This is a genomic window from Kineococcus radiotolerans SRS30216 = ATCC BAA-149 (genome assembly GCF_000017305.1).
GTDB classification, from domain to species: domain Bacteria; phylum Actinomycetota; class Actinomycetes; order Actinomycetales; family Kineococcaceae; genus Kineococcus; species Kineococcus radiotolerans.
Map to the genome: position 1 here is coordinate 2282267 of NC_009664.2, position 19233 is coordinate 2301499.

21 protein-coding genes and 1 tRNA gene are annotated in these 19233 nt (G+C 76.2%); 9 read left to right on the forward strand and 13 right to left on the reverse strand.

Annotated features, from left to right (window positions below; all coding sequences use genetic code 11):
• Position 1: 1 nt before the first annotated feature.
• The 4 genes from KRAD_RS11015 to KRAD_RS11030 form a co-directional block, all read right to left on the reverse strand.
• A complete protein-coding gene (locus KRAD_RS11015) occupies positions 2–712 on the reverse strand; it encodes a metal-dependent hydrolase (protein WP_012085657.1) in 711 nt (236 codons plus the stop codon).
• A gap of 96 nt (positions 713–808) precedes the next feature.
• Positions 809–1936, reverse strand: coding sequence for a baeRF2 domain-containing protein (locus KRAD_RS11020; RefSeq protein ID WP_012085658.1), 1128 nt, complete (start codon positions 1934–1936; stop codon positions 809–811).
• Between the two features lie 70 nt (positions 1937–2006).
• Entirely contained in the window at positions 2007–2405 is a 399-nt protein-coding gene (locus KRAD_RS11025) for a YchJ family protein (RefSeq protein WP_012085659.1), read from the reverse strand.
• A gap of 4 nt (positions 2406–2409) precedes the next feature.
• Positions 2410–3399 (reverse strand): LacI family DNA-binding transcriptional regulator, encoded by a 990-nt coding sequence (locus KRAD_RS11030; protein WP_012085660.1) that lies wholly within the window; start codon positions 3397–3399, stop codon positions 2410–2412.
• A gap of 102 nt (positions 3400–3501) precedes the next feature.
• On the opposite strand from KRAD_RS11030, the gene KRAD_RS11035 reads away from it, so the two are divergent.
• Positions 3502–4527 (forward strand): Gfo/Idh/MocA family protein, encoded by a 1026-nt coding sequence (locus KRAD_RS11035; protein ID WP_012085661.1) that lies wholly within the window; start codon positions 3502–3504, stop codon positions 4525–4527.
• Positions 4528–4567: 40 nt separating this feature from the next.
• Here the strand turns inward: KRAD_RS11035 and KRAD_RS24285 are convergent, their stop codons facing one another.
• The 5 genes from KRAD_RS24285 to KRAD_RS11060 all read right to left on the reverse strand — a co-directional run bounded on the left by KRAD_RS24285 (position 4568) and on the right by KRAD_RS11060 (position 8292).
• Positions 4568–6088, reverse strand: coding sequence for an LCP family protein (locus KRAD_RS24285; RefSeq protein WP_012085662.1), 1521 nt, complete (start codon positions 6086–6088; stop codon positions 4568–4570).
• A gap of 96 nt (positions 6089–6184) precedes the next feature.
• A complete protein-coding gene (locus KRAD_RS11045) occupies positions 6185–6610 on the reverse strand; it encodes a hypothetical protein (protein WP_012085663.1) in 426 nt (141 codons plus the stop codon).
• A 45-nt stretch (positions 6611–6655) separates the two neighbouring features.
• Positions 6656–6817 carry a hypothetical protein gene (locus KRAD_RS26575; protein ID WP_012085664.1) on the reverse strand — a complete coding sequence of 54 codons (162 nt, stop codon included), beginning with the start codon at positions 6815–6817 and terminating at the stop codon, positions 6656–6658.
• Between the two features lie 9 nt (positions 6818–6826).
• Positions 6827–7543, reverse strand: a complete 717-nt coding sequence (locus KRAD_RS11055) for a class E sortase (RefSeq protein WP_012085665.1) — start codon at positions 7541–7543, stop codon at positions 6827–6829.
• Positions 7540–8292, reverse strand: coding sequence for a DUF881 domain-containing protein (locus KRAD_RS11060; protein ID WP_203417555.1), 753 nt, complete (start codon positions 8290–8292; stop codon positions 7540–7542). Before KRAD_RS11060 ends, KRAD_RS11055 begins: the two co-directional genes overlap by 4 nt.
• Before the next feature lie 99 nt (positions 8293–8391).
• On the opposite strand from KRAD_RS11060, the gene KRAD_RS24290 reads away from it, so the two are divergent.
• Positions 8392–8724, forward strand: coding sequence for a cell division protein CrgA (locus KRAD_RS24290; RefSeq protein WP_012085667.1), 333 nt, complete (start codon positions 8392–8394; stop codon positions 8722–8724).
• Positions 8725–8822: 98 nt separating this feature from the next.
• Positions 8823–9746, forward strand: coding sequence for a hypothetical protein (locus KRAD_RS11070; protein WP_012085668.1), 924 nt, complete (start codon positions 8823–8825; stop codon positions 9744–9746).
• 226 nt (positions 9747–9972) lie between these two features.
• Here the strand turns inward: KRAD_RS11070 and KRAD_RS11075 are convergent, their stop codons facing one another.
• On the reverse strand, positions 9973–10809 hold the full coding sequence (locus KRAD_RS11075) for a rhomboid family intramembrane serine protease (RefSeq protein ID WP_012085669.1): 837 nt from the start codon (positions 10807–10809) through the stop codon (positions 9973–9975).
• 52 nt (positions 10810–10861) lie between these two features.
• On the reverse strand, positions 10862–11386 hold the full coding sequence (locus KRAD_RS11080) for a peptidylprolyl isomerase (RefSeq protein WP_157873571.1): 525 nt from the start codon (positions 11384–11386) through the stop codon (positions 10862–10864).
• Between the two features lie 175 nt (positions 11387–11561).
• On the opposite strand from KRAD_RS11080, the gene KRAD_RS25650 reads away from it, so the two are divergent.
• On the forward strand, positions 11562–12605 hold the full coding sequence (locus KRAD_RS25650) for a hypothetical protein (RefSeq protein ID WP_049821162.1): 1044 nt from the start codon (positions 11562–11564) through the stop codon (positions 12603–12605).
• A 61-nt stretch (positions 12606–12666) separates the two neighbouring features.
• On the opposite strand, the gene KRAD_RS11090 is transcribed toward KRAD_RS25650, so the two are convergent.
• Together KRAD_RS11090 and KRAD_RS26995 are read right to left on the reverse strand one after the other, a co-directional pair.
• Positions 12667–12739, reverse strand: a tRNA-Ala gene (locus KRAD_RS11090).
• 12 nt (positions 12740–12751) lie between these two features.
• Positions 12752–12868 (reverse strand): DLW-39 family protein, encoded by a 117-nt coding sequence (locus KRAD_RS26995; RefSeq protein ID WP_221183137.1) that lies wholly within the window; start codon positions 12866–12868, stop codon positions 12752–12754.
• Positions 12869–13051: 183 nt separating this feature from the next.
• Here KRAD_RS26995 and KRAD_RS11095 point away from each other — a divergent pair, with 183 nt between their 5' ends.
• From KRAD_RS11095 to KRAD_RS11115, 5 genes are read left to right on the forward strand one after another with little or no spacing between them, the layout of a single operon-like run.
• On the forward strand, positions 13052–14164 hold the full coding sequence (locus KRAD_RS11095; RefSeq protein ID WP_012085673.1) for a glycosyltransferase: 1113 nt from the start codon (positions 13052–13054) through the stop codon (positions 14162–14164).
• Positions 14161–15543 (forward strand): O-antigen ligase family protein, encoded by a 1383-nt coding sequence (locus KRAD_RS11100; protein ID WP_012085674.1) that lies wholly within the window; start codon positions 14161–14163, stop codon positions 15541–15543. Before KRAD_RS11095 ends, KRAD_RS11100 begins: the two co-directional genes overlap by 4 nt.
• Positions 15531–16631: a glycosyltransferase gene (locus KRAD_RS11105; protein ID WP_012085675.1), complete on the forward strand. Its 1101-nt coding sequence runs from the start codon at positions 15531–15533 to the stop codon at positions 16629–16631. The genes KRAD_RS11100 and KRAD_RS11105 overlap by 13 nt, the downstream gene beginning before the upstream one ends.
• Before the next feature lie 11 nt (positions 16632–16642).
• A complete protein-coding gene (locus KRAD_RS24300) occupies positions 16643–17770 on the forward strand; it encodes a glycosyltransferase family 4 protein (RefSeq protein WP_157873572.1) in 1128 nt (375 codons plus the stop codon).
• Entirely contained in the window at positions 17770–19224 is a 1455-nt protein-coding gene (locus KRAD_RS11115; protein WP_012085677.1) for a lipid II flippase MurJ, read from the forward strand. The genes KRAD_RS24300 and KRAD_RS11115 overlap by 1 nt, the downstream gene beginning before the upstream one ends.
• Positions 19225–19233 lie beyond the last annotated feature (9 nt).

Sequence of the window (19233 nt, forward strand, 5' to 3'; positions counted from 1 at the left end):
CTCAGACCAGCGGCGCGAGCAGGTCCCGCACCGGCCCGACGTGCTGCACCAGACCCAGCAGCGTCAGGGCGGGGAACACGAGGAACTGCAGGAACGGTTCCGGTCCGCGCCCGGCGCGGAACAGCCGCAGGCCCACGGTCGCCGGCTTCTTCCGCAGCCACGTCGTGAACGGCACCGGCACCCCGTCGGTGGTCAGCGCGTCCCCGGCGATGTGGGTGACGACCCCGCCGGCCACCGCGACCGGCAGCCAGGGCAGGACGACGCCCTGGTGGGTCAGCCACCAGGCCCCGAGGAAGGAGAGGGCCAGGTTCCCCAGCGCCGTCTTCTCGGTGCCGCCGGGGATGAGCTGGGAGATCGCGTGCAGGGCCAGGCCGATGCCGAGCGCCAGCACGACCAGCGCCGACCACGGCCAGTTCGCCGCCACCGCCGCCAGGGCGCCGAACGCGACGGGTGCGACGACGACGTCGTGGGTGCCGCCGCGGTGCCGGCGGGCCAGGAACCCCACGGCGCGCGACAGCAGCCGCGTCGGCGGCCCCCACACCGACCCGGCCGTGGACCCGCGCTGGTCCAGGTCGGGCAGGTAGGCGAAACCGCCCCAGGCCACCACCCAGGCCAGCTGCTCCAGGGGGGCGTCCACCCCGAACCTCGTCGCCAGGCCGAGGGTGAGGGCCCCCGCCGCCAACCCGCTGGCGGCGTGCGCCGGGCCCATCATCGTGCGTCGAACCTCCAGGTCGGTGGACCCCGAGGCTACCTCCGGCGGGTGGTCCCGCCGGGGACCCTCGGGGCCACCGCGCGCGGGAGACGGCGCTCAGGCGTAGCGCAGGACCGCCCCGATCCCCTCGGCCATCGAGACCAGCGGCGGCGCGCCGTCCTCGTCGGGGACGGGGACGAGCTCGATCCCGGCGTCGGAGGCGGCGAGCGCGCGGACGAGGACGGCGTCGGCGCGGACCCGCGCTCCGCCCTCGACGCCCATGGCGCGCAGGTCCTCCTCCGTGGTGGCGATCTCCAGGGGCCCGGCGCCGGTCCACAGCTGCGCCGTGGAGCTCGGGTCGTCGAGGAGCAGCACCGTCGCGACCTGGCCCTGGCGCAGCGCCGCGACGACGGCCGCGAGCCCTTCCACGGCCCGGCCCCCGCGGCCGCGCTCCTGGGTGAACTCGTCGAGGACGGTCTGGCGCCGACGCGCGCGCACCGCGTCGAGGGCCTGCGCCACCGCCGCGGCGAAGGCCTTCTCGTGGGTCCCGGCGGCGCGGCTGCCGCCCTGGACCTCGACGAGCAGGTCGAGGACGGCGGGGGTGGCCTTGGACCGCAGCGCCGCGGCGGCCTTGACGTCGCCGGTGAGGAGGACGACCTCGGGCTTCTCCCGGCGCACGAGGGCGTCGAGCTCGGCGGCGACGGCGGCGGCGTTGTGGTCCCAGGAGTCCTGGACGGCGTGCTGGTAGCGCAGGGCGGCCCAGCCCCCGCCGGGGACCTTGTGGAGCAGGTCGTGCCCGCCCTCGACGGAGAGCTTCTGCGGTGACTCCACGGCGTCGGAGCGGGCCACGGTGAGGTCGGCGCCGGCGCGGTCGAGCTCGACGAGGACGTAGCGGACGTCGTCGGCCAGCGAGCGGACCAGCGGCATCAGGTGCGGCACGGGCCCGGCGGAGGCCTCCTCGCGCAGCGGGGGGCCGGGCAGGAGGAGGTGCAGCTCCAGGCCGTCGGCGGAGGCCAGCATGGCGCGCCCGACGGGGCCGCCCACCCCGGTGGGTTCGGTGGCGACGGTGTCGAGCGCGGCGAGCGCGGGTTCGGGCGCGCCCTGGCCGGACAGCCCGGCCCGGGCGTCCTGCCAGCGCACGTCGACGTCGTGGGCGCTGGTCTCGCGGTCGCGCGTCGCGTCCATGTACACGGAGACGTGCGGACCGGGGTCCAGGGCCACGTCCTTCAGCCAGTCCAGCTTCACGGGACTCCTCCCTCATCGCAGGTTGCTGAGCGCTTCTTACCCGTGACCCAGAGTTTCAACCCGGGGGCGGTCACGCCACCAGGTTCTCGACCGGGCCGACGTAGAGCCACCGTCCCCCGCGCCGGGCGAAGGTGGAGTCCTCGCGCTGGACGCCGCGGCGCCCGGCGTGGCGGTAGTGCGCCTCGAACTCCACCGTGCCGGTGTCGTCGAAGGGGCTGCCGCCGGTGGTGGCCACGACGACGAGCCGGCGCCACTGCACGTCCGGGTCCAGCTCCAGGTCCTCGGGGCGGGTGGCCGGGTCCCAGCTGCGCAGCAGGTGCTCGCGGTCCCCGAGCGCGAACGCCGTGTAGCGCGAGCGCATGAGGGCCTCCGCCGTGGGGGCGTCCTCCGCGCCGCCGAGGTAGCGCCCGCAGCACCCGGTGAAGGGCTCGCCCCAGCCGCACGGGCAGGGACCCTCGATCTCGCTCACCCGCTCATCCTGCCCGCGGGGCGGCCGTGGTGGAACGGGTCACCAGCCGCGGCTCCACCAGGTGCACCCCGACGGGCAGGGCGGGGTCGGCGAGCCGGGCCAGCAGCCGGTGCCCGGCGGTCCGGCCCACCTCGTGCGCGGCGTTGTCGACGCTGGTCAGCGACACGGCGCGCAGCCGGGCGGTGGAGGTGTCGTCGTAGCCGGCGACGGAGACGTCGGCGGGGACGGCCAGGGCGAGGTCGCCGGCGGCGGCCAGGACCCCCACGGCCGAGGCGTCGTTGGCGGCGAGGACGGCGGTGGGGCGCCCGGCGCCGCCCAGCAGCCGGCGCCCGGCCCGGTGCCCGGCGTCCTCGGTCATGTCGGCGGCCTCCACCACGGGCGTCCCGCCGCCGGCCCGCACGGCGTCCTCGAACGCCGCCCGGCGCAGGCGGCCGACGGGACCGGACCCGGCGACGTGCCCGATCCGGCGGTGGCCGAGCCCCAGCAGGTGCTCCACCACCAGCCGCACCCCCGCGTCGTCGTCGCCGGCGACGACGTCCAGGGCCGCGCCCCCGGCGGTGCGCGTGCCCGCCAGGACCGTCGGGACGCTCGCGGCGACCTCCTCGACGAGGGCGAGGTCGGGCAGGGTGCCGATGACGACGAGGCCGTCGACGCGCAGGTCGGCGAAGGTCCGCGGGGCCTCCGGCTCGCTGCGGGCCTCGGCGAGCACCGGGCGCAGCCCGGCCTCGCGCAGCACCGGGCGCAGCCCCTCGAGGACGTCGACGAACCAGGGGTTGCGCAGGTCGTCGAGCACCAGCCCGACCGCGCGGGTGCGGCCGCGGGCGAGGCTGCGGGCGGTGGGGTCGGGGCGGTAGCCGAGCTCGTCCACGGCGGCCAGCACCGCGGCCCGGCGTTCGGGGGAGACCTTCGGGGAGTCCTGCAGGACCAGCGACACGAGGGACTTGGACACCCCGGCGCGCGCCGCGACACTGCGGATGGTGGGTCTCCCGCTCACGCCGCGCTCCCCCCTCGTCCTTGACAGCGGTTGGTCCGAGCCTGATCGTAAGGGGTCGTTGGACCGGTCCAACGACCCGTCCGCCCCACCGGAGGAGTCCCCTTGCCCGACCTGCACCTCGGCCTCGCCGGCGTGGGCCGCATCGGCGCGATGCACGCCCGCAACCTCGCCACCACCCCCGGCGTGGGCCGGGTCACCCTCACCGACGTCGACGTGGCCCGCGCCCACGACGTGGCGGCGGGCCTGCGCGGCGCCACCGGCACCACCGCCGACGTCGACGTGGCCGCCGACGTCGACGCCCTGCTCGCCGCCGGCGTCGAGGGGCTCGTCGTCGCCACCGGCACCGCCCAGCACCCCGACCTCATCCGCGCCGGGGTCCGCGCCGGGATCCCCGTCCTCTCCGAGAAGCCCGTCGCCCCCGACGTCGCCCTCTCCCTGCCCGTCCTGGACTTCGTCGCCGCCCACGACGGCGTCGTCCGCATCGGCCACCAGCGCCGCCACGACGCCGGCCACCTCGAGGCCAAGCGCGCCCACGACGCCGGCGAGCTCGGCTGGCTGCACGCGGTCCGGGCCGTCACCTGCGACGCCGCCCCGCCGCCGGTGTCCTTCCTCGCCACCTCCGGGGGGCTGTTCCGCGACTGCAGCGTCCACGACTTCGACACCGTCCGCTGGATCACCGGCCGCGAGGTCGTCGAGGTCTACGCCCGCGGCAGCAACAACGGCGACCCCGCGATCGGGGAGGTCGGCGACGTCGACACCGCCCTCGCCGTCTGCACCCTCGACGACGGCACCCTCGCCGTGGTCACCGCCTCCCGCTACAACGGCGCCGGGCACGACGTGCGGCTGGAGCTGCAGGGCTCGGCGGGCTCGCTGGTCGTCGGCCTCGACGAGCGCAGCGCCCTGCGCTCGGCCGAACCCGGGGTGAGCTTCCCCACCGGCACCCCGCACGCGACCTTCGCCGAGCGCTTCGCCGACGCCTACCGCGCCGAGGTCGCCGCCTTCGCCGACCTCGTGCGGGGCGTCGAGGGGGAGCTGTGCCGCCCCGAGGACGCCGTCGCCGCCTCCCGGGTCGCCGACGCGGCGCAGGAGTCGCTGGTCACCGGCGTCCCCGTCCGGGTCGGGACCTGAGGACCGCTCAGGCGCGGATCAGGCGCGGATGAGGCGCGGATCAGGCGCAGATGTCGTCGGTGGCGACCCGGGCGGGGATGCTCGCGCTCGGCGACGGCGCGGCCGCCGGGGTGCCGGTGACCCGCGAGCGGACGTCGGTCACGGTCACCGCGGCCGAGGCCACCTCGACGACGACGGTGCGGCCCAGGCTCGCGTCGAGCCGCGTCCTCGCCCCGCCCAGCGCCGCGGCGACGGTGTTCGCGGAGTCGGCCTGCCCGGTGCCGTGGCGGACCAGGACGCCCGCGCCGGGCTCGGTGGCCTCGCCGTCGCCGGTGCCCGCCTCGACGAACCCCACCCCGGCGAGCTGGTCCGCGACGGTGGCCGCGGTCCCCGCCGGAGCGCCCACGTTCAGCACCTGCACCTGGACGGCCGAGGGTGCGACCAGCAGCTGCGAGCTCGCCGCGGGGTCGCTGCTCGCCGACGGGGACGGCGTCGCCGCCGGGCCGGCGGTGTCGGTGCGGATCTGCTGCCAGAGCGTCTCGGCGGCGGCGGTGAACTGCACCCGGTTGCGGTCCGCGGGGTACTCCTCGGTGGGGACGGTGACGAACCGGACGCCGTCCGCCGGCATCTTCTGCAGGCTCTGGGCCAGCGAGGCGATCTCGGTCAGGCTGGCCAGCCCGGTGTCGGTGGTCACCGACTTCGTCGCCGCGTCGAGGAAGGAGTACAGCCGGTCCGGGCGCAGCAGGATCCCCGAGCTGGTGACCTGCTGGACCATCGAGCTCATCAGCGCCTGCTGGCGGCCGATGCGCGAGATGTCGGAGCCGTCGCCGATGTAGCGCACGCGGGCGTAGGCCAGCGCCGTCTCGCCGTCGACCGTCTGCGTGCCCGCGGGCAGGTGCAGGTTGGCCCGGGTGTCGTCGATCGGCTCCGGCGTGCAGATCGTCACCCCGCCCAGCGCGTCCACCATGGAGCGGAAGCCGCTGAAGTCGACGACGACGTAGTGGTCGATGAAGATCCCGGTGACGGCCTCGACCGTCCGCAGCGTGCAGGCCGCCCCGCCCTCGGAGAACGCGGAGTTGAACTGGCCCTTGTGGGCCGGCTTCGTCGTGCCGTCCTCGGCGGTGCAGTCGGGGATCTGGACCATGGAGTCGCGCGGGATGCTGACCAGCGTCGCGCTCTGGCGGTCCGCGGCCAGGTGCACCAGGACGGTGGTGTCCGAGCGCGCCCCCGGGTCGGCGGACTCCCCGCCGTACTCCCCGCCGGTGCCGTCGGAGAGGGCGCGGGTGTCGCTGCCCATGACGAGGATGTTGACCGCGTCCTGGCCCGTGGTCGGGTCGGCGGTCGACTCGTCGTCGGGCCGGACCCCGAGGCGGTCGGCGATGTCCTGGGCGTTGATGTTGCCCTGGAGCCGGTGGTACGCGAACACCCCGCCGCCGGCGGCGACGACCGCCAGCACGACGGCCGTGACCAGGAAGCCCCGCAGCAGCCTGAAGGCGGTGCCGTGGGCGTGGCTGGCGTGCTGGCCCCGGGCCCGGCGGCCGGCGCCGGGGACCACGTGCTGGGGGTCGGTGGAGGTGGGCACGACGTCACGGTACGGGTCGGGGCCCCCCGCGACGGCCGTCAGGTCGCACAGCTGCGCAGCGCGTCCGCGAGGCCTTCACACGGGGTGCGGTGGACGTCACCGCCCGGCGGTGCCCGCGTCCAGGTCGTCGACGCACCGCTGCACGGCGGCCTGGTCCCCGCCGGCGTCGACGAGGCAGCTCCAGGCGTCGGAGCCGCCGTTGTCCAGCGCGTAGGCGAGACCGACGGCCAGGAAGGCGGTGATGACCGCGGCGATGAGCAGCGCGACCGCGTTGACCACCAGGCCGGTGACGGCGACGCCCTTGTTCGTCGCGCGCCGGCGCCCGACCCGGCGCAGGCCCACGATGGACAGGACCAGCCCGACGACGGCGAGCAGCACGCTGAGGACCGCGCCGAGGACGGTGAGGCACAGCAGCAGCGCGACGATCCCCAGGACCAGCCCGGCGACCGCGGCGCCGTTCCTCGGGGTCGGGACCGGGTCCCCGTAGCCGTGAGCGCCGGTCGGTGCGTACTCGCTGGACATCGGGCCTCCCTGGTCGCGGACCGCGATCGTCCCAGACCGCGTCGCCTAGCGCCCCTCGACGGTGCCGTCGTTGATGGCCAGGTGGTCGGCCACGGCGGGGAAGACGACGGTGAAGCAGAGCAGCACGACCCCGCCCGCCACCAGCAGGCTGATGAGCAGCCGCACCCACCACGGCCCCGGCAGGACCCTCCACCACGCCCCGTACACGGACCCCCCTCAACCGGCCGCGGTCAGCGAGGCCGGCGGCCCCGCGGAGCGGTCCTGCACCGACTCCAGCTGCGCGTGCACGACGTAGCGCTGGCGCGCGGAGTGCATCGGGTGGCAGGCCGTCATGGTCAGCCACGCCTCCGTCGGCGTCTCGCCGGGCCGGCCGGGGACGGGGGCGATGACCGACACCTGCTTCGGGCTGACGACCTCGTGGGAGCGGACCCGGTACGTGAACCACTGCGTGGCGGTGGCCACGACGACCGCGTCGCCCTCCTGCAGGTCGGCGATGAGGTGGAACGGCTTGCCGTAGGTGACGCGGTGCCCGGCGATCGCGAAGTTGCCGACCTCCCCGGGCAGCGCGGCGTCGGCGTAGTGGCCGATGCCCTCCTTCAGCTCCTCGGTCCCGGTGCCCTCCACGACGGGGACGGCGTAGTCCTCGCCGAAGCGCGGGACGTGCAGGATCGCGAAGGCGTCGCCGGTGGGCGGGGTCTCGTCGACCGCGCGGGCGGTGGCGGGAGCCGTCGGGGCCGCCGTCGCCGCGGCGCCCGCCGTCGCGGTCGGCGCGGGGGCGGCGTCCCACTGCTGCTGCAGCGAGGTGACGGTGGCCGCCTGCGCGCGCCCGGAGGTCAGGTCGGTCCAGTGCAGCTGCCAGACGACGAACAGCAGCGTCAGCACCCCGGCGGTGACCAGCAGCTCCCCGAGCACCGAGGTGGCCCGGCGGATCACGGGGCGCCCGCGGTGGCGTGGGTGGTGCTCGTGGTGCCGTCGAAGGCGGGCAGCTGGAGGTCGTCGGCCTCGGAGACGTCGTAGCCCAGCCCGTAGGCGCTGACGTACTGGCGGTAGACCGAGACCGCGGCGGAGGCGGCGAGGCCCGCGCGTAGGGCGTCGACGTCGCCGACGGCGCTGATCCGGTAGGGCGGGGAGTACGTGCGTCCCTGCAGGACGAGGACGTTGCCCACGCAGCGCACCGCGGAGGTCGACACGATCCGCTGGTCCATGATCACCATGGCCTCGGCCCCGGCGGCCCACAGGGCGTTGACCACGGCCTCCACGTCCTGCTGGTGCACGACGAGGTCGTCGGGGGCCGCTCCCGCGGGGCGCGGGCGGTCGATGGGGGCGTCGTCGAGGGTGACCGTCACCCCGGGGCCGGTGACGGCCAGCGCCCCGGAGGCGGTGCCCAGCGCGGCGTCGCGCAGGGGGTCGTCCACCACGGCCGAGCCCGTCCCGGCGGCGCGGCTGAGGGCCTCGACCTCCCCGCGCAGGGCGGAGACCTGCGCGGAGCGCTGCTCGTTGTCGCGCGAGCGCTGGGCGACGAGGGAGCCGAGGTCGGCGTTCTCCGAGCGCAGGTCGCTGCCCCGGGAGGTCTGGGCGCTGGTGGCGAAGAGGAGCCCGGCGAGGACGAACACCGCGGCCACGGCCAGCCGGCGCGGGGCCGGGCGGGGCAGGGCGTGGACCCGGCGCGGACCAGCCACCACGTGCACCCCCCTGGGAACCGACCGCCGACCGGTCGTCGCACTACGCTAACCAGCGGGGCGCGACGTGTCCCGGCCCCACCCCCCCGACTGGAGGTTGACGTGTCCCGCCGCAAGGAGTCCGACGACGCCGGGTCGACGACAGGCGCCGCGACCGGCGCCACCGCCGCGACCCCGGCCCGGTCCCGCCGGGGCCGCAAGGGGCAGCCCGACGCGGTCGCCGAGGCCGACCGCGCCGTCAAGCGCAAGAACCAGCTCACGCCCCGCTGGTGGATCTTCCTCATGGTCGGCCTCATGGTCGCGGGGCTGCTGTGGATCGTGGTCTTCTACCTCTCCAGCGCGCTGCTGCCGGTGCCGGGCTGGGACAACTGGAACCTCGTCGCCGGCTTCGGGCTGGTCCTGGTGGGGTTCGCGATGACCACCCGGTGGCGCTGAGGCTCACCGGTTCGGCTCAGAGCGGGGCTCGCGGGGGCAACCCTCCCCGGACGTGACGGTTAGGATCGCCACCCGATCGTCACCGACCTGGGGGCCGAGTGCTGCACGTCGTCTACCGATCCCACGGTGGTGAGAACGCCAAGGGACGGCCCGCCTGGTACTCCAAGCACCTGGCCCTGCTGTCCTTCCTGCGCGCCGTCGAGCAGTGCCCGGCGCGGGGGGAGGTCGTCTTCCTCAACGACGGCCCCATCCCCCGGGACCGGCTGGAGCCGATGCGCCGGCACGGCCGGGTCGCCGCGATCACCGGCGGCAGCAACCGCGCGAGCTACCTCGCCGGGTTGCGGCTGGCGGTGCGCTCGGAGTGGTCCGACGACGACGTCGTCCTCTTCGCCGAGGACGACTACCTGTGGCGCCCCGACGCGCTGACGTCGCTGTCGGCGGCGGCGGCGACGGGCCGCGCGGAGTACTTCGCCCCCTACGGCGTGGGCACCCACGACGACGTCGAGGGCCGGGTGCCGCAGTGGCGGCGCCCGCGCGCGGCCCGCGGCGAGGACGCGCTGCCGGCCGACGTGGTGCGGTGGGTGCCGCACGAGAGCACCACGAGCACCTTCGCGGTGCGGGTGGGGGCGCTGCGCCAGGACCACCGGATCCTCGTGGTGTGCTGCCTCTCCGGCGGCGACTTCGACCACACCAGCCTGCTGGCGGTGCAGGGGATCCCCCGCTTCCGGCTGCACGACCTCGTCTCCCACCACCCCGGGACGTCGACGAACCCCGCGGTGCGCGCGGCCCGGGCGGTGTACCTGACGGCGTTCCGCAGCGCCGCCGACGTGGTGTCGCTGCGGCGCCCCTCGCGCCGCCGGCGCCTGGCCGCGGCCGACCCGGCGGTGTGCACGCACATGGAGGACGGCTGGCTGGCCCCCGCGCCGGCCGGGCAGCCGCGCTACTGGGAGGACCTGGCGGCGCAGACGCACCGCTGGGCGGAGGGCCGCACGGAGGGCCGGGAACCGCTCGGCACCCGCTGAGCGCGGGCCCGGCCACCGCCCGTCCTGTCCACCGCCTGGGGATGACGTGTGGACGGCTGGGGGAAACCGGGCGGGTTGTCCACAGCCACTGTCCACCGGTTCGTCCACACCTTGTGGATAGGTGTGGGAAACGAACCCTGGTGTCCACAGAGGTACCCACACGCGGTGGATGACCGCGGGCGGTTCGCACAGCTGTGCGAACCGCCTGTGGACGGAGCGGGACGGGTCAGAGGGTCCAGCGCAGCGCCGCGTAGGCGAGCAGCGCCAGCACCGCGAGCGCGACGGCGGCGGTCCAGCCCCACTGCAGGGCCGGGCGGCCCCGGCGCCCGCGGGCCATCGCCGTGGCGACCAGGGCCCCGGTGACCATGCCGCCCAGGTGGGCCTGCCAGGAGATGCCCGCCACGAACACCCCGATGAAGAAGTTGATCGCGATGAGGGCCGCGATCTGCCCGGTCCGGCGCCCCAGCTGGCGGTTGACCACGAACAGCGCCGCGAACAGGCCGAAGATGCCGCCGGAGGCCCCCACCAGGGTGCTGCCCGCCGTCCCCGGCAGCAGCAGGCCGCCCACGGCCCCGCCCAGCACCGAGACGACGTACAGCGCGGTGAAGCGCAGCCGCCCCAGCAGCGGTTCCAGGTACTGCCCGGTGACCCACAGGGCGTAGGTGTTGAAGAGCAGGTGCAGCAGGCCGCCGTGCAGGAAGCCGGAGGTCAGCGGCTGCCACCAGGTGGCGGCGGAGAAGGCGTTGGAGTACAGCCGCGCGTCGTCGTTGATCAGCGGCAGCCACCGCAGGACCAGGTCCGGGGCGAGCTGCTGCGCGCCGAACACCACCAGGCAGGTCCCGATGAGGACCTTGGTGACGACGGTGTCCCCGCGGCGCAGCACCCCGCCGAAGCTGGTGCGGGGCGCGCGGACCCCGCGGTTGCCCTCGGCGACGCAGTCGACGCACTGCACGCCGACGGCGGCCGGGCGCTGGCACTCCGGGCAGGTGGGCCGCTCGCAGCGCTGGCAGCGGACCCACGACTCGCGGTCGGGGTGACGGGGACAGACGGGGACGTCGCTCACGGCAGGTGCAACGCGCGGGACGTCCCCGTCGTTCGGGCCCAGGGGTGTGGTCTCAGTCGCGTTCGACGTCGACGCTGGAGATGACGACCGGCTCGCGCGGGGCGTCGCCCGGCCCGGTGGCCATGTTGGCGATGGCGTCCACGACCTGGCGGCTGGCGTCGTCGGCGACCTCGCCGAAGATCGTGTGCTTGCCGTTGAGGTGGGACGTGGTGGCGACGGTGATGAAGAACTGCGAGCCGTTGGTGCCGTGACCGGCGATCTTCCCGGCGTTGGCCATGGCCAGCAGGTACTTCTTGTCGAAGCGCAGGTCCGGGTGGATCTCGTCGTCGAACTGGTACCCGGGGCCGCCGCGGCCGTCGCCGCGCGGGCAGCCGCCCTGGATCATGAACCCGTCGATGACGCGGTGGAAGGTCAGGCCGTCGTAGAAGGGCTGCGACTTCTTCTCACCGGTGGCGGGGTCCTGCCACTCCTTCGTCCCCTCGGCGAGGCCGACGAAGTTCGCCACCGTCTTGGGGGCGTGGTTCTCGAACAGTTCCAGGCGGATGTCGCCGTGGTTGGTGTGCAGGGTGGCGTACATGCCGCTCATCCTTCCACGACCCCTCCACCCCGCTCGCGGGCGTCTGCCTGGCGGTCCGGCTCGACCTGCGGTGGGATGGCGGGTGGTGATCGTCGCCGGCACGTCGGCGCGGGGCACGAGTCGCGAGCCCCGGACGTCCGCGACGTCAGAGCAGGACGACGCACGAGGAGGATCCGTGACGCACACGAAGAGCCGTACCGAGGCGCTGCCGAGGACCCGCACCGAGGTGCTGCAGGCCCAGGGCGCGGCCCTGCAGGCGCAGGGTGCCGCGCTGCAGGCGCAGGGCGCCGCGCTCGCCGGGAAGGTCGGGCCGGCCGTCGGCTCGGCGCGGGACTGGGCCACGCCGAAGGTCGGGGCGGCCATCGAGTGGGCCCAGCCCCGGCTGGAGAAGGGCTGGAGCAGCTCGGTGGAGGCCGCCGCACCGCGCGTGGAGGCCGCCGCCCAGAAGGTGGGCCCGGCCGTCGACAGCGTCCGCGACAAGATCGTCGACGACCTGCTGCCGAAGTTCGTCGACGCCGTCCAGGACGCCGCCTCCGCGGCCAAGGAGGCCGCCGTCCCCGCGGTCGCCGCCGCGTCGACCGCCGCCACCAGCGCGGCCACCTCGGCTGCCGAGACGGTGAAGGAGGCCGCGACGTCGGCCAAGGAGGCCGCGGCCCCCGCGGTCACCGCCGCGACGACCGCGGCCACCACCGCCGCCACCACCGCCGCCGGCACCCTCAAGACCGCCACCGAGTCCGTGCGCGCCGCGGGCAAGCCCGCCGAGGTCGTCGGCAAGGGCGCCAAGAAGGCGGCCGCGGCGAAGGCGGCCAAGGAGGCGGCCACGAGCAAGACCGCGAAGAAGGCGGCGAAGGCGGCCGCGGCGGCCAAGGCCGGGAAGAAGGCGACCGACACGGCGAAGAAGCACCCCGCCGCGACGATCGCCACCCTGACCGGGGCCGCGGCGAAGAAGAACAAGAAGAAGGGCGGGGCCGGGAAGAAGTTCCTGGTCCTCAGCATCCTCGCGGCCGGTGCGGCGGCGGTCTACGCCGCCACGCGCAGCGCCAAGGAGGACCCGTGGGCGGCCCCGGGTGCGGCCTGGACCCCCGCCCCCGCCGCGACCACCCCGAAGACCCCCGGCACCGAGGCCTCCACCGAGAACCTCGAGAAGGCGACCGGCGCGCACAACGTCGTCGACGCGAGGGTCGAGGACAACCTGCCCGAGGACGACGCGAAGTCCTGACCCCGGACGCACGACGGAGGGCCCCCCACGCCGCGGCGTGGGGGGCCCTCCGTCGTCCCGGTGGAGGCAAGGGGACTCGAACCCCTAACCCCCTGCTTGCAAAGCAGGTGCGCTACCAATTGCGCCATGCCCCCGGGGGGCGGACCTCAGCGGACGGTGTCGGTCGCCTCGGCCCACAGGTCGCGCTCGGCCTTCGCGGACGCCTTGCGGCGCCACAGCACCACGGTGCCCCCGAGCACCGCCACCAGCAGCAGCTTCTTCACGGGAACCCCCTGGACGAGATCGAGACGACTGCGGAACGCTAGCACGCAGGACCCTCCGCAGCCCTCCCACCCGCGCCCCCCACCCCGGCCCCACCCCGGCCCCACACCGGCCCGGGCAGACCCGCGGCACCCGCGGCGCGCGGGAGCTCAGGTCCGGGCGCCCGCCGCCGACCGGTGGGTGCCATGCCCGCACCCCGCAGCCACCCCCGCACCGCGCTGGTCCACGAGTGGATCTCGGCGCGCGCCGGCGCCGAGCAGGTCTTCGAGGTCCTCGCCGGGCAGTTCCCGCACGCGGACCTGCACGCGCTGAGCTGCGAACCGGGCGTCGACCTCGACCTCGCCGGACGCACCGTGCGGACCACCGCCCTGGACGCCCTGCGCGGGCACCGGGCGCTGGCCCTGCCGCTGATGGCCCCCGCGTGGTGGGCCCACGCCCGCGACGTGCGCGGCGGCTACGACCTGGTCCTCACCTCCCACCACGCCTTCGCCACCTCCAACCGCCTCGTCGCCCCCGGCGGTACGCACCTCGCCTACGTCCACACCCCCGCCCGCTACGTGTGGAGCCCCGAGCTCGACGGCCGCGGCACCTCCCCCCTGCTGGCCCCCGCGCGGCGGGTGCTGTCCGCGCTGGACCGCGACGCCGCCCGCCGGCTGACGGCGGTCGCGGCCAACAGCGCCGAGGTGGCGGCGCGCGTGGAGCGGTTCTGGCACCGCGAGGCCGTGGTCATCCACCCGCCTGTGGACGTCGCCGCGTTCGCGGTCCCCGGCCCGGACACCCTCGACCTGCCCGCGGGCTTCCTCCTCGCCCTGGGGCGGTTCGTCCCCTACAAGAACCACCTCGCCGCGATCGAGGTCGGCGAGCGGCTGGGGCGTCCCGTCGTCGTCGCCGGCCGCGGGCCGCTGGCCGGGGCGCTGCGCGCGCGGGCCGCGGCCAGCCGGGTCCCCGTCCTCGTCCTCGACTCCCCCACCGGCGCGGTGGTGCGCGAGGTGCTGCGCCGCGCGAGCGTCCTGCTCTTCCCCACCGTGGAGGACTTCGGCATCGTCCCGGTCGAGGCGATGGCCTCCGGCACCCCCGTCGTCGCCCCCTCCCGCGGCGGTTCCGGGGAGACCGTCCTCGACGGCGTCAGCGGCGCCCTCGTCGAGGACCTCGGCGTCCCCGCGCTCGCCGCGGCCGTCGCCCGCGCCGAGGCGTGCGCACCCGCCGCCTGCCGCGAGCGCGCCCTCGCCTTCGACGTCCCCCGCTTCCGGGAGCGGATCCGCACCTGGGTCGGGCAGCACGCGGGGGGCCTCGGGTGATCCTCGAGCTCGGCCTGGCCGCGGCCGCCGCGTTCACCGGCCTGCTGTTCTGCATCACCGCCAGCGACCGCACCCGCCTGTCGGTGGCGGCGTTCCTCGCCGTCCCGCAGGTCTTCGTGGGCCCGCTGGGCCAGCTGTCGCTGTCGCTGAGCCAGTGCTGGGTCGTGCTCATCGCCGTCTGCTGGGTGCTGGAGCGCAAGGAGTTGCCCGTGCGCGACCCGGTGATGCGGGCCGTGCTGCTGCTCGCGATCGCCGCGGGCCTGGCCATCGCGTGGTCCCCGGACCCGATGGCCGGGGTGCTGGAGGTGATGCGGCTGGTGTCGTTCGCCTTCCTCGTCCTGTACGCGACCCGCGTCGAGCGGCTGCGCCCCGGGGCGCTGGCGGGGCCGTTCACCGTCGTGCTGCTGTGGGCCCTGCTGAACGCGGTGCTGGTGTGGGCGTTCCGGCTCGCGCCGGCGGTCGAGTCGGCGTTCCTGCGCTCCCCGGTCTCCAGCCTCGTCGCCGGCCCGAACGCGATGGCGGCGTTCTTCGCCGACGGGGCGAACAACGTGACCGACCCGGCGAAGTCGGGCGGGTTCTTCATCAACGCGAACGTGTCCTCGATGTTCCTCGGCGTGGCGACGTTCTGCTTCCTCGCCCTCGGCGTCGGCCGGCGCGGCCGGTCCCGCCGCCTGTGCGCGGCGGGGGCGCTGGTGTGCTGGTCGGCGACGTTCGCCACCGGCTCCAAGACGGCCGCCGCCCTGGCCCTGCTGCTGCCCGTGGCCGTGCGCGGGGTGCAGGTGCTGGGCCGACCGAACGCGCGCTGGTTCCTGCCCCAGGCCGCCGGCGCCGTCGGCTTCGTCGCCTGGGTCGGGCCCACGGTCCTGGCGCGGTTCGTCCCCGGCTACGCCGAGGCGTCCTCGGAGAGCCTGGCCAGCCGCGGGCCGATGTGGGAGTTCGCGCTGCAGATGTTCCGCGAGCACCTCCTGCTGGGGCTCGGCCACGGCGGCTGGTCGGCGACGATCGAGCAGTTCGCCGCCCTCGGCATCACGGCCCTGCCCCCGCACAACCTGTTCATCGCGGCCTGGGCCGCGACCGGGTTGCCGGGCGTGGCCGCGCTGCTGGGGCTGACCGTGACGATCCTGGCCGTCCTGACCGCGACCGTCGTGCGCCACGTGGGGACCCCGCTGACCCGCACGGCGGCGTTCGCGCTGGGCGCCTGGTGGTGGGTGCTCATCCACGGCATGGGCGACAACACCGCGATCTACGGGGAGGCGAAGTCGATGATCCTGCTCGCGATGCTGCTGGGGCTGGTCGGTGCCCGCGTGCACGCCGTGCGCACCGCCGGGAACGCCGCCGGGAACGCCGCCGGGAACGAGGCGGCGACGTGCCCCGCGTAGCCGTCCTGCGCCACCGCTTCGGCCTGCCCTCCGAACCCTTCGTCCTGGAGCAGGCGCGCGCGTTCACCCGCTGGGAACCGGTGCTCCTGGCCCGCGACCCGTTCCCGCCCGGCCTGGAGGGGGCCTCGCTGGCCGCGGCGGGCCCCCTGGCCGTCGCCGCCCACACCGCGGGGCTGGGGTCGGGACCGATGACCGCGCTGCTGCGGGACCTGCGCGTGGACGCGGTCCTGGCCCACTTCGGGGTCGAGGCCGCCTGCGCGCTGCCCGCGACCCGGCGCGCGGGGGTCCCGCTGGCGACGGTGTTCCACGGTTTCGACGCCACGACCACCACGGCCGCGCTGCTGCGCGCCCGCACCGTCTCCTGGGCCACCTACGCCCGGCGGCGGGCGCGCCTGGCCCGGCAGGGCGAGCTGTTCCTGCCCGTGTCCGAGCACCTGCGGACCCGGCTGCTGGAGCGGGGTTTCCCGCCCGGGCGCACCCGCACCCACCACCTGGGGCTGGACCTCGCGAAGGTCCCCGCCGCCGGTGACCCCGAACCCCGCACGATCGTGCACGTGGGCCGGCTGGTGCCGAAGAAGGGGCACGCGCACCTGCTGCGCGCGCTCGCGGACCTGCCCGGGGTGCGGCTGACGTGCGTCGGGGACGGTCCCCTGCGCGCGGAGCTCTCCGCCCTGGCCGCCGCGCTGGGGGTCGGGGACCGGGTGGAGTTCGCGGGCCGGCTGGACAACGCCTCGACCCTGGAGCGGATCGCGCGGGCCGCCGTCCTCTGCCTGCCCTCGACGACGGCGCCCAGCGGGGACCAGGAGGGTCTGGGGCAGGTGCTGCTCGAGGCCGGGGCGATGGGCCGCCCCGTCGTCGCCAGCCGCCACGGCGGCATCCCCTCCGCCGTCGTCGACGGGGTGACGGGGCTGCTGGTCCCGGAGGGGGACGCCCCCGCGCTGGCCGCCGCGCTGCGCCGGGTCCTCGACGACCCCGCGTTCGCGGCGCGGCTGGGCTCGGCCGCCGCGGGGCACGTGGCGGAGGAGTTCGACGTGGTGCGCCGCACCGCCCGCCTGGAGGAGCTGCTCGACGGGCTGGTGCACCGGTGAGGCGGGTCGTCGTGCTCACCCGCGGCCTGCCCCTGCACCACGCGGGCGGCATGGAGTCCGTCGCGTGGGACCTGGCCCGGGAACTGGCGCGGACCGCGCCGGTGACCGTCCTGACGACGTCGCTGCCCGGGCGGGCGGAGTTCGAGCTGGACGGGGTGCGCGTCCGCGCGCTGCCGGGAACCCCTCCCGGGCGGTACTCCGCGGCGTGGTGGCGGGGTTCCCGCGCGGCGCTGGCCGCGGAACTGTCCGACGGGTCGGTGGCCGGGGTGCTCTCCGTCAGCGCGGGCGCGTTCTCCGGGGTCGACCTGGCCGCGGGCCGCGGGGCGCGCACCGTGCTGCAGGCGCACGGGACCTCGGTCATGGAACTCACCTCCAAGCTCACCAGCCGCCGGCTGCGCCCGGTCCTCTCCTCGGTGCGCAACGTCCACGGCCTGCTCCGCGACGTCGCGACCTACCGCCGCTTCGACACCGTCGCCGCGATCGGGCCCAGCGTCGAGCGCTCCCTCACCCGGCCCCCGCTGGGGCGCCTGGTCGCCATGCCCCCGGTCCACCTGCTGCCCAACGGGATCGACACCGCGCGGTTCCACCCCGACCCGGCGGCCGCGGCGCGGGTGCGCCGGGAGCTGGCCGTGCCCGAGGGTTCCCCGCTGCTGCTCGTCGCGGGCCGGCTGCACCCGCAGAAGCGCGTCGACCGCTCGGTGCAGCTGCTGACCGGTTCCGGCGCGGTCCTGGTCCTCGCCGGCGACGGCCCCGAACGCGCCCCGCTGCAGCGCCTGGCCGCGGAGCTCGGGGTCGACGACCGGGTCCGGTTCCTGGGGGCGGTGGAGCGCGGGCGGCTGCCCGCGCTGTACGCGGCCGCGGACGTCTCGCTGCTCACCTCGCAGTGGCGGGAGGGCCTGCCGATGGCCGTCCTGGAGTCCCTGGCCTGCGGGACCCCCGTCGTCACGTCGCTGACCACGGCCCCCGTGGAGGGGGCGGGGGACGCGGTGACCCGCGCCGACGCGACCAGCCCCCGGGCCCTGGCCGCCACGGTCGGGGACGTCCTGGAGCGCGGGCGGTCGACGGTGCCGCTGCTGCCGCCCGGCTACGACCTGGCGTCGGTGGCGCGGCGGTACGCGGTGCTGCTGGGCGCCGGCTGATGCGCGACGCCGTCCGGCGCCTCGTCCTCGGCGGGCTGGTCGGCAAGCTGCTGGGCCTGCTGCGGGAGGTGCTGCTCGCCGCGGCCTACGGCACGGGGGTCCCCACCACCGCGGCCCGGGTGGCGCAGACCGGGACCCTCGTCCCCGTCGACCTCTTCACCGCCGACGTCCTCACTGCGGGTTTCCTGCCCCTGCACAAGGAGCTCCTCACCACCGACCCGGCGCGCGCGGCGACGCTGTTCCGCGGGGTGCGGGTGGCGCTGCGGTGGCTGGCGGCCGTGCTCACCCTCGGGTCGCTGGCGCTGGCGCCCGCGGTGGTGGACCTGCTGGCCCCTGGTCTGGCCCCCGCGACGGCGGCCACCTGCGCGCAGTTCCTGCGGGTGATGGCCCTGGGGATCCCCAGCTACCTGCAGTTCTCGCTGCTGAGCTACCTGGAGATCTCCCACGGGGGGTTCCGGTTGTCCAGCGCGCGGGCCACGGCGCAGAACCTCGGGATGCTCCTCGCCCTGGGCCTGGCCTGGGTGCTGGGGGAACCGGTCGTGCTGGCGGGCGGTTTCGCCGCGGCCTACCTCGTCCTGCACGCGTGGGGGTACCGCTCGGTGCGCGCCCGCGGGTTCCTGCCCGCGGCGGGCGGCGGGGGCGGGCGGGAGCTGCGGTCCCGGCTGTGGCGGCGGGTGCGCCCGCTGCTGCTGCTGCCGGTGGTGCTGCAGGGTTCCGTCGTGGCCGAACGGGTCGTCGCCTCGCTCATGGGCGACGAGGTCGTCGCCGCCGTGGACTACGCCCGCTTCGTCGCGACGACCGGGGTGAACCTCGTCGCGGTGCCGCTGGGCCTGGCCGGGCTCGCGGCGCTGGCGGGACTGGGCACCGCCGCCGCCCGCGAGCGCCTGGCCGCGATCCTGCCCGGGTTGCTGCTCGTGGTGGCCCCGGTCTCGGTGGTGCTGGCGGTGGGGAGCTCCCCCGTCGTGGAGGTCCTCTACGCCCGCGGCGCCTTCGACGCCGCGGCGGTGGCGACGTCGGCGTCGGTGCTGGCGGGCCTCGGGCTGGGCTTCTGGGCGCAGTCGTGCGCGTACGTGCTGGTGAAGGCCCTGAACGCCGCGGACCGGAACCGGGTGGCGGCGGGGTCGCTGCTGGCGGGTCTGGTCGTGACGCTGGTGCTGAACGTGGCGCTGCACGCGTGGCTGGGGCCGGTGACGCTGGGGCTGGCCTCCTCGGCCGGGGCGGTGGTGACGGCCGCGGTCGCGGCGCACGCGCTCGGGGTGGGGGCGCTGCTGTGGCGCTGGGTGGGGGCGTGCGTGCCGGTGGCGGGTGCGGCGTGGCTGCTGTGCGGGCGGCTGCCGGCGGCGTCGGGCTGGCCGGGTCTGCTGGGCGTGGGCGGGTGCGTGCTGGTCGTGTTCGGCCTGGCCGCGGCGCTGCTGCCGCCGTGGCGGCGGGTGGTCCGGTCGCTGGTGCGCTGAGCCGGGCCC

Bases quoted from the DNA above. Each gene is read 5' to 3' on its own strand.
- KRAD_RS11095 (WP_012085673.1), top strand. From the start codon at position 13,052: ATGCCCGCACCCCGCAGCCACCCCCGCACCGCGCTGGTCCACGAGTGG.
- KRAD_RS11080 (WP_157873571.1), bottom strand. From the start codon at position 11,386: ATGTACGCCACCCTGCACACCAACCACGGCGACATCCGCCTGGAACTG.
- KRAD_RS11115 (WP_012085677.1), top strand. From the start codon at position 17,770: ATGCGCGACGCCGTCCGGCGCCTCGTCCTCGGCGGGCTGGTCGGCAAG.
- KRAD_RS11045 (WP_012085663.1), bottom strand. From the start codon at position 6,610: ATGTCCAGCGAGTACGCACCGACCGGCGCTCACGGCTACGGGGACCCG.
- KRAD_RS11015 (WP_012085657.1), bottom strand. From the start codon at position 712: ATGATGGGCCCGGCGCACGCCGCCAGCGGGTTGGCGGCGGGGGCCCTC.